Raw genomic sequence first — 13,125 nt, forward strand, 5'->3', positions numbered from 1 at the left:
ACTTAAAGCATGTTAGCGGCCGGACGGGCCGGGCCGCAAGCACCGTTTAGTCCAATAAGGGGTCAGCGAATCCGCTCCCGGACCCACTCCGGAACCCCTTGCAGCGCCGTGGCAAGGGCGGGCCCGTCCTCACCACCACCCTGGGCGAGATCCGGGCGGCCACCGCCCTTGCCCCCGATCTGACCGGCTACATGTGACAGGAGTTCCCCCGCCTTGACCCGCCCGGTTGCGGCGCCGTTCACCCCGGCTACCAGGGCCGCCTTGCCGTCGGCGGTCCCGGCCAGGACGATCACCGCGTCGCCCAACTGCTGCTTCAGACGGTCCATCGCATCGCGCAGCGCCTTGGCATCGAAACCCTCCAGGCGCGAAGCCAGCACGCGAATCCCGCCCACGTCGATCGCCGCGCCGCCCAGGTCGGAGGTCGCACTGGAGGCGGCACGGGCCTTCAGGGTCTCCAGTTCGCGCTCCAGCTTCTTCTGCCGATCGGTCAGGGCGCGGATCTTGTCGACGACTTCGCCAGCGTTGCCGCCCAGCAGGTCGGCCGCTTCGGCCAACCGGCGCTCCTCGTCGGCCACGTAATCCAGCGCTCCCTGCCCCGTGACCGCTTCGATGCGGCGCACGCCCGCGGACACGCCGCTTTCGCCGACCAGCTTGAACAGGCCGATGTCGCCCGTGCGGCCCACGTGGGTGCCGCCACAGAGTTCGGTGGAGTAGTCGCCCATCTTCAGGACGCGCACCTGCTCGCCGTACTTTTCGCCGAACAGCGCCATCGCTCCGAAATCCAGGGCCTCCTGCATGCCCATGTGGTGGACCTCGGCCGCACTGTTGGCGCGGATCTGGGCGTTCACCCGGCGCTCGACCTCGGCCAGTTCGGCCTGCGTCATCGGCTGGAAGTGCGAGAAGTCGAAGCGCAGGCGATCCGGCGCCACCAGCGAGCCCTTCTGCTGGACATGCGTGCCCAGCACCTCGCGCAAGGCCGCATGCAACAGGTGGGTGGCCGAATGGTTGAGGATGGTACTGGCGCGACGCGCGGCATCGACGGACGCCACCACGTGGTCGCCGACCTTCAGGTCGCCCTTGGCGACGCGACCGACATGGCCGTGGAACTGGCCCGCGAACTTCAGCGTATCGGCGACATCGAATTCGACGCCCTGCTCCGCCAGCACGCCGGTGTCGCCGACCTGGCCGCCGGACTCCGCATAGAACGGCGTGCGGTCCAGGATCACCACCGCCTCGTCGCCCGCGTGGACGGACGCCACCGGCCGACCGTCCTTGAGCAGCGCAACCACCTGCAGGCCACCGGCGTCGAGGTGGTCGTAGCCGAGGAACACCGTGGGCGACAGCTGCGCCACCAGGTCGGCCGGCAGGCCGGTGGTGGAGGTGAACTTGCCTGCCGCGCGCGCGGTTTCGCGCTGCTGCTCCATCGCTGCCTCGAAACCCGCCATATCCACCGACAGACCGCGCTCGCGCGCGATATCGGCGGTCAGGTCCACGGGGAAGCCATAGGTGTCATAAAGGCGGAACGCGTCGGCGCCGGGAATCACACCATCGACCACGCGCGAGGCGACGTCGTCGAAGATGCGCATGCCCGAGTCCAGCGTTTCGGCGAACCGCTCCTCCTCGGCTTTCAAGGCCTTTTCGACCAGTTCACGCGCCGCCGGCAGTTCCGGATAGGCATCGCCCATCAACTCGGACAGCGTGCCGACCATCTTGTGGAAGAAAGGCTGGCGAACGCCCAGCATCCAGCCGTGACGCAGTGCGCGGCGGATGATCCGGCGCAACACGTAACCACGCCCCTCATTGGAGGGCAGCACACCGTCCACGATCAGGAAACTGCACGCGCGGATATGGTCGGCGATGACGCGCAGCGACTTGTTCTCGAGATCGGTCGTACCGGTCAGCTCGGCGGCCTTGCGGATCAGGCCCTGGAACAGATCGATCTCGTAGTTCGTATGGACATGCTGGAGCACCGCGGCCAGGCGTTCCAGACCCATGCCGGTGTCCACGCACGGCGCCGGCAGCGGGACGAGCGTGCCGTCCGGCTGGCGATCGAACTGCATGAAGACGTTGTTCCAGATCTCGATGTAGCGGTCCCCGTCCTCGTCCGCGGAGCCCGGGGGACCGCCGGCGATGTGCTCGCCGTGGTCGTAGAAGATCTCGGTGCACGGACCGCAGGGGCCGGTATCGGCCATCTGCCAGAAATTGTCCGATGCATAGGGCGCGCCCTTGTTGTCGCCGATGCGCACGATGCGCTCCGGCGGCAGGCCGATCATGTCGTGCCAGAGGTCGTAGGCCTCGTCGTCAGTGTGGTAGACCGTGACCAGCAGGCGCTCCTTGGGAAGCTTCCAGACCTCGGTCAGCAACTCCCACGCCCAGGCGATGGCCTCCTTCTTGAAGTAGTCGCCGAACGACCAGTTGCCCAGCATCTCGAAGAACGTGTGGTGGCGGGCGGTATACCCCACCGAATCCAGGTCGTTGTGCTTGCCGCCGGCCCGCAGGCAGCGCTGGACATCGGCCGCACGCACGTAGCTGCGCTTTTCCGCCCCCAGGAACACGTCCTTGAACTGCACCATGCCGGAGTTGGTGAACAGCAGGGTGGGATCGTTGCCGGGCACCAGGGAGGCGGACGGCACGATGGTGTGGCCCTTGCCGGCGAAGAAATCGAGGAAATCCTGGCGGATCTGGCGGGTGCTGAAGGTCTTGGGAGTGGTCATCTGGCAGGCATTGGCTGGAAGGCGCTTCCTTGCGCCGCGCTGTCCGCGTAATGCGGGCACGGCCGGGTGGAAGCAACCCAATGCCCTAGATTATCAGGCTGCCCCGCCCCAGTCCTCCAGCTCCAGCCGGCTGGCAGCGCGCACGGCCTCGGCATCGAAACCCCGCCGGATCAGGAAATCCGCGATCTTGCGCCGTTGAGCCGGGTCGATCTGGCGGGCTGGACCGAAACGCCGGCGGACGAGGTCGCACGCCGTTTCGGTCCAGTCGCCATCGAAGGTGGCCATGGCCGCCGTGATCGCCTCACGGTCCAGCCCGTGGGTGGACAGCTCGGCCCTGATCCTCAGCGGACCATAACCACCCGAGGCCCGGCTGCGGACGAGCGCCTCGGCAAAGCGCGTGTCGCTCTGCCAGCCCTCCGCCTCCAGCCGGTCCACGGCCGATCGCACATCGGCCGCTTCCACACCGCGGGACGTCAATTTCCGGGACAGTTCCCGGCGGGAATGCTCCCGCCGGGTCAACAGGCCGAGGGCACGCTGCAGCGGCGTCTGCTCGGCCGGCTTGCGACGGCGGACGTTGCGTGCGTCCTCATCCGCCATCGCGCGCGCCCTTCCCGTTCCCGCTCACACCCGCCCTTACTCGGCGTCGTCTTCCGCGCCTTCGCCACGCGGGGCTTCGGCCGGCTGGAACTTCTCGCGCAGCTCGGCCTCCAGCTTCGCGGCAATGGCCGGATTCTCGCGCAGGAACGTGCGGGAGTTGTCCTTGCCCTGGCCGATGCGCTCGCTGCCATAGCTGTACCAGGCACCGGCCTTCTCCACCAGCTTGGCCTCCACGCCCATGTCGATCAGCTCGCCTTCGCGGCTGATACCCTCGCCGTACAGGATCTCCGTGACCACCTGCTTGAACGGAGGCGCCAGCTTGTTCTTGACCACCTTGATCTTGGTCTGGTTGCCGATGATCTCGTCGCCCTTTTTGATGGCACCGATGCGACGAATGTCCAGGCGGACCGAAGCGTAGAACTTCAGTGCGTTGCCGCCGGTGGTGGTTTCGGGGCTCTGGCCGGGCATCATCACGCCGATCTTCATGCGCAACTGGTTGATGAAGATGACGGTGGTATTGGAGCGCTTGATGTTGCCGGTGAGCTTGCGCAGGGCCTGGCTCATCAGGCGCGCCTGCAGGCCCGGCAGCTGGTCGCCCATCTCGCCCTCGATTTCCGCCTTCGGCGTCAGCGCCGCCACGGAGTCGATGACCACGATGTCGATGGAGCCGGAGCGCACCAGCATGTCGGCGATTTCGAGCGCCTGCTCGCCGGTGTCCGGCTGGGACAGCAGCAGGTCATCCACGTTCACGCCCAGCTTGGCGGCGTAGATAGGGTCGAGTGCGTGCTCGGCATCGATGAAGGCCGCGGTGCCGCCCTGCTTCTGGCACTGGGCGATGGCCTGCAGGGTCAGCGTGGTCTTGCCCGAGGATTCCGGACCATAGATTTCCACAACCCGGCCACGCGGCAGGCCGCCGATGCCCAGGGCGATATCCAGCATCAGCGAGCCGGTGGGGATGATTTCCACGGGTTCGATGACCCGATCGCCCATGCGCATCACCGAGCCCTTGCCGAACTGGCGCTCGATCTGGGTCAGGGCGGCGGAAAGGGCGCGCTTCTTGTTCTCGTCCATCGTCGTGGTCCTAGTCAATGTGGTCGTATGCGGTGAGGTGAGTGTGGGGAGCGCCCATCGCACAGGCTGCGACGGTGCGGGCATGGGAGAAAATAAAATGCGGCGAGACGCTGCGGGACCGGTCCAGGCCGTGCGGCCGTGTCGGAAAACCCCGCGCGGCAGCGTCGGAAGCGGCGCTGCGCGGATTCACCGGTTGGGCCTCACCAGGCCGCAGTACAGGCCTTCGATGGCGAAATCCTGGTCCGGCGCGACCTCGATGGGCGCATAGTCGGGGTTGCGCGGCAGCAGCCGGATGCGGTCCTTGCCGATCTTCAGCAGCTTCACCGTGATGGCGTCGTCGATGCGCGCCACCACGATCTGGCCGGAGCGGGCATCGCGGGTACGGTGCACGCCGATCAGGTCGCCGTCGAAGATGCCTTCGTCGCGCATCGAATCGCCCCTCACCTTCAACAGGTAATCCGGCGCCGGGGCGAAGAAGGCCCGGTCCAGCAGCACGTAGTCGTGGTGATCGGCATCCGCACCGATCGGCGCACCGGCCGCCACCTGTCCCAGCACGGGCACACGCAGGCCCTCCTCGTTCGCGGCCGGGAATGCCAGATCCGGCTGGGGCGAAGGTGGGGTCTTGAGCAGGCGGATGCCGCGGGCGCGGCCCGGCACGCGTTCGATGGCGCCTGCCTGTTCCAGCGCCTCCAGGTGGTACTGGGCAGCCCGCACGCCCTTGAAACCGAAGGCCTTGGCGATTTCGGCCTGCGAAGGCGGCATGCCCTCGGCCTCCAGCCGTTCGGCGATCAGGGCAAGGATGGCGAGCTGGGTATCGGTCAGGTCCATGGTTAGTAGTAATACTACTAACGCCCTGCCCTGGCAAGGGGCGCCGCTAGCGCCGCCCGCTGCGCCAGATGGAGAACAGGATCCAGATCCCGCAGAGCGCGGCGCCGACGAAGCCCAGCACCCCCAGGGCCATCAGCCAGCGGTTGGAGACCCCTCCGCCCACGCTGTTCATCACGATCGAGGAACCGATCACCAGCGACGCCGTGATGATGCCCATCGTCAACCGGTTGGCGGCGCGGTCCACCTGTTCCCCGAAGGCCCTGAGCGTATCGACCTCGATGTGCATCTGCAGCTTGCCGCGCCGGGCCGACTGCAGCAGGCGGTGGACGTCGCGCGGCATGTCGCGCAGCAGGTCGACCAGGCCGGAGAGCGTGCGGCGCCCGCGCCGGACCAGTACATCCGGGGCGAAGCGCTCCAGCATCGCGCGCTCCAGGTAGGGTCGCGCCTCGCTGGCCATGTCGAAATCCGGATCCAGCTGCCGCCCCATGCCCTCCAGGGTGAGGAATGCCTTGATCATCAGCGCCAGGTCGGCCGGCAGGCTGAGGCCGTGCTCGCGCAGCATCGCCGTGACGTCGCCGAGCATCGCTCCCATGCGCAGGTCCTTGAGCGGGACCCCGCGGTACTGATCGACGAAGACGTCGGCCGATTCCTGCAACCGCACCTCATCGATATCGTTGTTTTCCTCGGTCCAGTCCGCCAGCACCTCGGCGACGGCGGCCGAGTCGTGGACCACCAGCCCATGCAGCAGGCGCACGATCTGGAACCGCCGCTGCTCGGTGACCCGTCCCACCATGCCGAAATCGATCACGCCGATCGCGCCATCCGGCATGTAGAAAATGTTGCCCGGGTGCGGATCGGCATGGAAGAAGCCGTCCTCAAGCACCATCTTCAGCACCAGGCCCGCGCCCGTGCGCGCCAGCTGCACACGGTCCAGCCCCATCGCATCGACAGCGGCGAGGTCGCGCCCGGGCACGCCCTCCAGGCACTCCTGCACGTTGAGCCGCTCGCAGGTCCATTGCCAGTACACCCGCGGGATGACGATATCGTCGCGGCCGGCGAAGTTGTGCGCAATCCGCTCGGCATTGCGGCACTCGGCGGCGAAGTCGAGTTCGCGGCGCAGCGACGCGCTGAACTGCTGGACGATGCGCTGCGGATGGTAGCGGCGCAGTTCCGGCAGGTTCTTCTCGACGATCACCGCCAAGTGCTTCAGCAGCCGCAGGTCGGCCTCGACCGTGTCGCGGATGCCGGGGCGGCGGATCTTCAGGACGACGGCGCTGCCATCGGCCAGCCAGGCGCGATGGGCCTGCGCCAGCGAGGCGGCCGCCAGCGGCTCATGTTCCACGCGCGCGAATACCGCTTCGGGTTCGGCACCCAGATCCTCGCGCAGCTGGGGAAGCACCGTGTCCCAGGGCAGCGCGGGCACGGCGTTCTGCAGCTTGCCGAGCTCGTCGATCCAGGCTGGCGGAAGCAGGTCCACGCGGGTGGCCAGCACCTGGCCGAGCTTGACGAACGTCGGACCCAGATCCTGCAGGGTGCAACGCAGGCGCGTAGGCACGTCCATACGCAGGCGCCCTTCCTCCACCGCCTGCCAGTGCAGCAGCCGGCCGGCCTTCTCCAGCACCCCGGCCATGCCCATGCGCTTGACCACGTCGCCGAAGCCCCACCGGATCAGGACGGATGCGATGTCCTGCAGCCGACCCAGATCGCGCACGGTGCCCAGCGTCTCCCACATCATGCGTCCGCTCCCCGCCGTGGCGCGCCGCTCACAGCGACTCCAGCCCTTTCAGTGCGGCTTCCACCGTCTGCCGCCGTACCGCTTCGCGATCGCCCGCGAACTGGAACATCTCCGCGCGCGCGTAGCCGCCGCGCCGCTTCCAGCCGATCCACACCGTGCCCACCGGCTTGTCGGGACTGCCGCCGCCGGGCCCGGCGATGCCGGTCACCGCCACGGCGACGCTGGCACCGGAGTTGACCAGGGCGCCGGACACCATCTCGATGACGGTCTCGCGGCTGACCGCGCCGTGGACCTCCAGGGTCTGCGGCCGCACGCCCAGCAACGCCTGCTTGGCCTCATAGCTGTAGGCCGCCATCCCGCAGTCGAACCAGTCGGAGGAGCCGGCGATATCGGTTACGCACTTGGCGATCCAGCCACCGGTACAGCTTTCCGCCGTGACCAGATGGTCGCGGCCCTGCCGCAGGCGCTCGCCGACATGGTGGGCCAGCACGCGCAGGGCTTCATCGGTGGGTACGGACATCTCTTGGGTTCCGACAGGGGGGCGTGCGTGTTGTAGCCGATTTGCCGGGCGCTGTCGCCCTGCCGGGCCACAAAAGAAAACGGCCCGCCGGGGAAGGCGGGCCGCTCGCCACATCGTGCGAAGGGGATCAGTAGCGGACGCGCAGCGTCACACCGTACATCCGGGGTGCACCCAGGAAGGCGTTGAACGTGTTGAACGGGTTGTTCGGGGCCGGCGAGACGTTCTGCAGCGGGCCGTCGAAGCCGACCTGCACGTAGTCCTCATCGGTGATGTTGGTGCCCCAGAACTCCAGCATCCACCGCTGGTCCTGCGCACCGATGCCGAAGCGCGCGTTCGCCACGGTGTACGCGTCCTGCATCTTTTCCGGGTCGAGGTCGGAGCCGGTGTTGTACTTGGACACGTACTTGGCGCCGATGTTGAAACGCGCCATCAGGTTGCCGATGTCCCACTCGTAGGTGATCGCCGCCGAGCCGGACCACTTCGGCGCGAAGCTCATCTGCGCACCCTGCAGCTTGTACAACGCTCCGACCGAGGGGCATGCGGCGGAGGTCTGTCCCGGCCCGACGAAATCGCAACCCGGGATGTTGTCGCCGTACTTCGTGTCGGCATACATCAGGCCGCTCTGCAGCATCAGACCGCGGATCGACTTCGGCTGCCACATCAGTTCGGCATCCAGGCCCTGCGAGGTGACTTCCGGAATCGAGCGCACCACGAAGCTGGTGCCCAGGAAGCTGTTGAGCTGGAAGTCCTCGTACTTCTGGTGGAACAGGGTGGCGTTCAGCAGCAGGTTGCCTTCCAGCCAGGTGGTCTTGGCGCCCAGCTCGTAGCTGTCCACGAACTCGCCGCCGAACGAGGTGTCGAGGACCGGCTGGATACCGTTCGCACTGCCGCTGCTCAGCCCGTTCGACGACTGCACGCGATCCAGGTTGAAGCCGCCACCCTTGTAGCCGCGGGCGAACGAACCGTAGGTCATCACGTTGTCGTTCCACCGATAGGCCGCCTTCAGCGTGCCCGACCATTCCTTCTCTTCGCGCTGCTGCACCGTGTCGCGCGTGGGTGCGTTGTGCAGCGGGTTGGCCCAGGGCAGGCAGCCGTAGCCGACCACCGTGGGCGCCGCCGCCGACGCCTGCGCCACGGTCAAGCCACGAGCCACCAGGGCCGCGACGACCTGCGCGGGATTGGCGAGCATCGCGCCGCAGCCGGCGCCACCGTTGGGGTTGCTGTAGTTGGAGACCAGGCTCTTCTTTTCCCGGGTGTAGCGCAGGCCCACGGTGATATCCAGGGCGTCGGTGGCGTGCCAGGTGTTGTTGGTGAACAGCGCGGTGCTCTTGGCGTTCTGCTTGTAGGTGTCCAGCGCGCCGAGACCGGCGAAGACCGTGCCGAACGGGCGCCCGCTGGCCTGCGACAGGAACAGCGGCGCGGTCGGCGACTGGCCCAGGGCAGGATTGATGATGGACAGCAGCGCCACCGACAGATACGGCTCGTAGTGCGCGCCCACGCGGTAGGTCTCGGTGCGGTCCAGATCCTCATCCGAGTAGAACGCACCCACCATCCAGTCCACGCGTTCGGTGGCCCCGGTCAGGCGGAACTCCTGGCTGAAGGTGTCGAAGCCGGTGAAGGACTCGTCCTCGTCCGCATTGCGGTACAGGATGTCCGCCGTGCTGAAGTCGTAGTCCAGGCCATTGATGGCCTCCCACTTGCGCTGGGCGGTGATGGAGGTCAGCGTGGCGTCGCCGAACCACGGCGAATCCCAGTTGACCTCCACCGACACGCCGCTGTCCTTGATGTCCTGCGTGGTCGGCCGGTTGCTGTAGGCGACGCGGTCGAACGGATCGTCGCCCGGCGCGGCGACGGCCTGGCCGCCAACGAGCGCATTGAGGATGGCGGCGGTGGCGCCCACCGTGGTCTGCACCGCGGTGCAGCAGTTCTCTTCCCGGCTGGTGAAGTCGCCGGCCACCAGGATGTCCAGGTTGTCGCTGGGCTCCAGCAGCAGCTTGCCGCGCACCGTGTGGAAGTTCTGGTCGTAGTCGTCGGTTTCCTTGCGCGGACCATTGCCGGTGCGCACGTCCATCCAGCCGTCGCGCTTGCGCTTGGCGGCATACAGGTTGAACGCGCCCACCTCGCCCAGCGCGTCGTTGTAGCTGCCGGACGCGCCCAGGGCGCCATGGTTGCCCACGGTGACCTCGCCTTCGGCGCTCTGCGTGTAGCTGGGGCGACGGGTCACCACGTTGATGACACCCGCGGAGGTGTTCTTGCCGAACACCGTGCCCTGCGGGCCCTTCAGCACTTCGATGCGTTCGAGCTGGCCCAGGTCGCCGAAGCCGACACTGTTGCGCGGGCGGTAGACGCCGTCGATCACCACGCCGACCGAAGACTCCAGACCCACGTTGTCGCCGACGGTGCCGATGCCGCGGATGCGCGCGGTGGTGATGGCCTCGCTCTGCGTGCTGGTCACGGTCATGCCGGGCACCAGGACCTGCAGGTCCTTGATGTCGCGCACGCCGGTGTCCTGCAGGAGTTGTTCGGAGATCGCAGTGACCGCGATCGGCACATCCTGCATGGCCTCCTCACGCTTCTGCGCGGTCACCGTCATGGTGGCCAGCGTGGTGGGTTCCTCTTCTTCGGCCGGCGCAGCCGCTTGCTGCGCGTATGCGTGCGAGGTTGCGCAGAGCGCGGTGAAGACGGCGAGCGAAAGCGCTTTGCGCCTGTGCGATGCAGTGACCATGTTGTCCCCTCCCAAGGGCCATGTTCTGGCGATGTCGTGCAAGAAAATCCGTAGTGGTACGGGCGGCATTACCGCCGAAAGCGAACGCAACTCCCCTTGCGTCAACGCGAAATTAACACCGGCTTCACAGCGCGGCATTCTGCACTGCGTCGATACGCAGGCCATCACTTTGGCATGGATAAGCCACTGATTTTACGAACGATCGTGCGGAACTCCGATTACGCCCGGGCGGCTTCGCGCGCGGCGCAACGCGCCCCTCCCTTGTCATGGCAGGCAGGCTCGGGCGCACGTCGACAACCGGGCGCGGCGCGGCCAGCAGCTACAATCAACGCCCTTTTGCCCCCTCATCCCCACTGGCCTCGTGAGCAAAGACAAGTCGGAACACACGCCCCTGATGAAGCAGTTCTTCGCCGCCAAGGCGGAGTACCCGGACCTGCTGCTGTTCTTCCGGATGGGGGACTTCTACGAACTGTTCTACGACGACGCACGCAAGGCCGCGCGGTTGCTCGACATCACGCTGACCCAGCGCGGCAGTTCCGGGGGCGCGCCCATCCCGATGGCGGGGGTGCCGGTGCATGCCTGCGAGGGCTACCTGGCCCGACTTGTGGCGCTGGGCGAATCGGTGGCGATCTGCGAACAGATCGGCGACCCCGCATTGGCCAAGGGCCTGGTGGAACGCAAGGTGGTGCGCGTGGTGACGCCGGGCACGGTGACCGACGAGGCCCTGCTCAACGAACGCCGCGACACGCTGCTCATGGCGGTCGCGCGCGGGCGCTCGGGTTACGGGTTGGCCTGGGCGGACCTGGCCGGTGGCCGCTTCCTGGTCAACGAGGTCGAGAACGACGACGCGCTGGAAGCCGAACTCGCGCGGCTGGAGCCGGCCGAACTGCTGCTGCCGGATGAGGAAGGCTGGCCGGCATTCCTGCAGCAGCGCACGGGAACGCGCCGGCGTGCGCCGTGGCTGTTCGACCCCGACAGCGGGCGCCGCCAGCTGCTGGGATTCTTCGGCGTGCATGACCTCACGGGGTTCGGCATCGACGACAAGGCGTTGGCCACGGCCGCTGCGGGCGCCCTGCTGGGTTATGTGGAAGAGACCCAGAAGCAGCGACTGCCGCACCTCACCGCAATCGCGGTGGAGTCGGCCAGCGACGCGATCGCGATGAACGCCGCCACGCGCCGCCACCTGGAACTGGATACCCGCGTCGATGGCGACACGCGGCACACCTTGCTGGGCGTGCTGGACACCACCGTCACGCCGATGGGCGGGCGTCTGTTGCGGCGTTGGCTGCACCGGCCACTGCGCGACCGCCGCCTGCTGGGCGAGCGCCACCATGCCGTCGCCACGCTGATGGAACACGCCGCGCGCGATCTGCGCACCGGCTTCCGCGGGCTGGGCGACCTGGAACGCATCCTCACCCGCGTGGCGCTACGCTCGGCGCGCCCGCGCGACCTGTCCACGCTGCGCGATGGCCTGGCGCTGCTGCCGGAGGTGCAGGGGCATCTGGCACCGCTGGATTCCCCGCGCCTTCGGGCGCTGGCGGCGGAGCTGGGCGAGCACGCGGACACCGCGGCGCTGCTCATCGCCGCCATCGCCGCACAACCGCCCTTGAAGCTCAGCGACGGCGGCGTGCTGGCCGACGGCTACGATGCCGAACTCGACGAGCTGCGCCGGCTGAGCACCAACGCCGACCAGTTCCTGGTCGACCTGGAAGCCCGCGAGCGCGCGAGCAGCGGCATCGCCACGCTGAAGGTCGGTTACAACCGCGTGCATGGCTATTACATCGAGATCAGCAAGGGCCAGGCCGACCGTGCCCCAGTGCATTACACGCGACGCCAGACGCTGACCGGCGCCGAGCGCTACATCACCGAAGAGCTCAAGCAGTTCGAGGACAAGGTGCTGTCGGCACGCGAGCGTTCGCTGTCCCGCGAGAAGCTGCTGTACGACGCACTGCTGGATACGCTCAATGCGCGCCTCGAGCCGCTCAAGCGCTGCGCTGCCGCGCTGAGCGAACTGGACGTGCTCGCCGCCTTCTCCGAACGTGCACAGGAACTGGACTGGGCGCAACCGGAACTGGACGAAGCGCCCGGCCTGCGCATCGAGCGCGGACGGCACCCGGTGGTCGAGGCGGTGCGCAAGGAACCGTTCGAGCCCAACGATCTGGTGCTGGACGAAGGCAGGCGCATGCTGGTGATCACCGGCCCGAACATGGGCGGCAAGTCGACCTACATGCGGCAGAACGCGCTGATCGTGCTGCTGGCCCACATCGGCAGTTTCGTCCCGGCATCGCGTGCGGTGATCGGGCCTATCGACCGTATCCTCACCCGCATCGGCGCCGGCGACGACCTGGCGCGCGGCCAGTCCACCTTCATGGTGGAGATGGCGGAGACCAGTTACATCCTGCATCACGCCACTGCACAGTCGCTGGTGCTGATGGACGAGATCGGCCGCGGCACCTCGACCTACGATGGCCTGGCGCTGGCGGACGCGGTGGCGCGCCACCTGGCCGGCACCAACCGCTGCTACACGCTGTTCGCCACCCATTATTTCGAATTGACGGCGCTCGCAGGAGAACCCGGCAGCGGCATCGCCAACGTGCATCTGGACGCTGTGGAGCACGGCGACACGCTGGTCTTCATGCATGCGGTGAAGGAGGGGGCGGCGGACCGGAGCTTCGGCCTGCAGGTGGCCGCGCTGGCCGGCCTGCCCAGGATCACGCTGCAGCAGGCACGCCGTCGGCTGGCCGAGCTGGAACAGCGTGGCAGGGAAACCCATGCATCGGACATGGCGCCGCAGGCGCTCGATGCGCCGCAACAGTTCGGCCTGTTCGCCGCGGCGCCTTCGGCCGCACAGGAAGCGCTGGCGGCGATCGATCCCGACGAACTGTCGCCCAAACAGGCGCTCGAAGCGCTGTACCGTATCAAGGCGCTGCTCTGA

General features: G+C 67.6%; 9 protein-coding genes. 2 read left to right on the forward strand and 7 right to left on the reverse strand.

Features of this window, described 5'->3' with window-relative positions:
* Positions 1-62: 62 nt before the first annotated feature.
* From alaS to IAE60_RS16450, 7 genes are all read right to left on the reverse strand, one after another.
* Complete coding sequence (gene alaS / locus IAE60_RS16420; protein WP_187573060.1) at positions 63-2,714, reverse strand: alanine--tRNA ligase; 2,652 nt, start codon at positions 2,712-2,714, stop codon at positions 63-65.
* 93 nt (positions 2,715-2,807) lie between these two features.
* Entirely contained in the window at positions 2,808-3,311 is a 504-nt protein-coding gene (gene recX, locus IAE60_RS16425) for a recombination regulator RecX (protein ID WP_187573061.1), read from the reverse strand.
* 36 nt (positions 3,312-3,347) lie between these two features.
* The gene (recA, locus tag IAE60_RS16430; RefSeq protein WP_162110291.1) at positions 3,348-4,382 is read right to left on the reverse strand and encodes a recombinase RecA; all 1,035 of its coding nucleotides are present in this window, start codon (positions 4,380-4,382) and stop codon (positions 3,348-3,350) included.
* Between the two features lie 186 nt (positions 4,383-4,568).
* Complete coding sequence (gene lexA / locus IAE60_RS16435) at positions 4,569-5,210, reverse strand: transcriptional repressor LexA (RefSeq protein WP_187573062.1); 642 nt, start codon at positions 5,208-5,210, stop codon at positions 4,569-4,571.
* Between the two features lie 46 nt (positions 5,211-5,256).
* The gene (locus IAE60_RS16440; RefSeq protein WP_187574788.1) at positions 5,257-6,942 is read right to left on the reverse strand and encodes an ABC1 kinase family protein; all 1,686 of its coding nucleotides are present in this window, start codon (positions 6,940-6,942) and stop codon (positions 5,257-5,259) included.
* A gap of 31 nt (positions 6,943-6,973) precedes the next feature.
* Positions 6,974-7,465, reverse strand: a complete 492-nt coding sequence (locus IAE60_RS16445) for a CinA family protein (RefSeq protein ID WP_185896626.1) — start codon at positions 7,463-7,465, stop codon at positions 6,974-6,976.
* Between the two features lie 127 nt (positions 7,466-7,592).
* Positions 7,593-10,190 (reverse strand): TonB-dependent receptor, encoded by a 2,598-nt coding sequence (locus IAE60_RS16450; protein ID WP_187573063.1) that lies wholly within the window; start codon positions 10,188-10,190, stop codon positions 7,593-7,595.
* On the opposite strand from IAE60_RS16450, the gene IAE60_RS16455 reads away from it, so the two are divergent.
* Both IAE60_RS16455 and mutS read left to right on the forward strand, forming a co-directional pair.
* A complete protein-coding gene (locus IAE60_RS16455) occupies positions 10,189-10,380 on the forward strand; it encodes a hypothetical protein (protein WP_162110295.1) in 192 nt (63 codons plus the stop codon). The two genes, IAE60_RS16450 and IAE60_RS16455, sit on opposite strands and share 2 nt — an antisense overlap.
* Positions 10,381-10,584: 204 nt before the next feature.
* Positions 10,585-13,125, forward strand: a complete 2,541-nt coding sequence (mutS, locus tag IAE60_RS16460) for a DNA mismatch repair protein MutS (RefSeq protein WP_187574789.1) — start codon at positions 10,585-10,587, stop codon at positions 13,123-13,125.

Origin of the sequence: Pseudoxanthomonas mexicana, from assembly GCF_014397415.1 — a bacterium.
GTDB classification, from domain to species: Bacteria; Pseudomonadota; Gammaproteobacteria; order Xanthomonadales; family Xanthomonadaceae; genus Pseudoxanthomonas_A; species Pseudoxanthomonas_A mexicana.

Coding starts and splice junctions, on each gene's coding strand:
- IAE60_RS16450 (WP_187573063.1), bottom strand. CDS start 10,190: ATGGTCACTGCATCGCACAGGCGCAAAGCGCTTTCGCTCGCCGTCTTC.
- IAE60_RS16440 (WP_187574788.1), bottom strand. CDS start 6,942: ATGTGGGAGACGCTGGGCACCGTGCGCGATCTGGGTCGGCTGCAGGAC.
- IAE60_RS16455 (WP_162110295.1), top strand. CDS start 10,189: ATGTTGTCCCCTCCCAAGGGCCATGTTCTGGCGATGTCGTGCAAGAAA.
- recA (WP_162110291.1), bottom strand. CDS start 4,382: ATGGACGAGAACAAGAAGCGCGCCCTTTCCGCCGCCCTGACCCAGATC.
- mutS (WP_187574789.1), top strand. CDS start 10,585: ATGAAGCAGTTCTTCGCCGCCAAGGCGGAGTACCCGGACCTGCTGCTG.
- lexA (WP_187573062.1), bottom strand. CDS start 5,210: ATGGACCTGACCGATACCCAGCTCGCCATCCTTGCCCTGATCGCCGAA.
- recX (WP_187573061.1), bottom strand. CDS start 3,311: ATGGCGGATGAGGACGCACGCAACGTCCGCCGTCGCAAGCCGGCCGAG.
- alaS (WP_187573060.1), bottom strand. CDS start 2,714: ATGACCACTCCCAAGACCTTCAGCACCCGCCAGATCCGCCAGGATTTC.
- IAE60_RS16445 (WP_185896626.1), bottom strand. CDS start 7,465: ATGTCCGTACCCACCGATGAAGCCCTGCGCGTGCTGGCCCACCATGTC.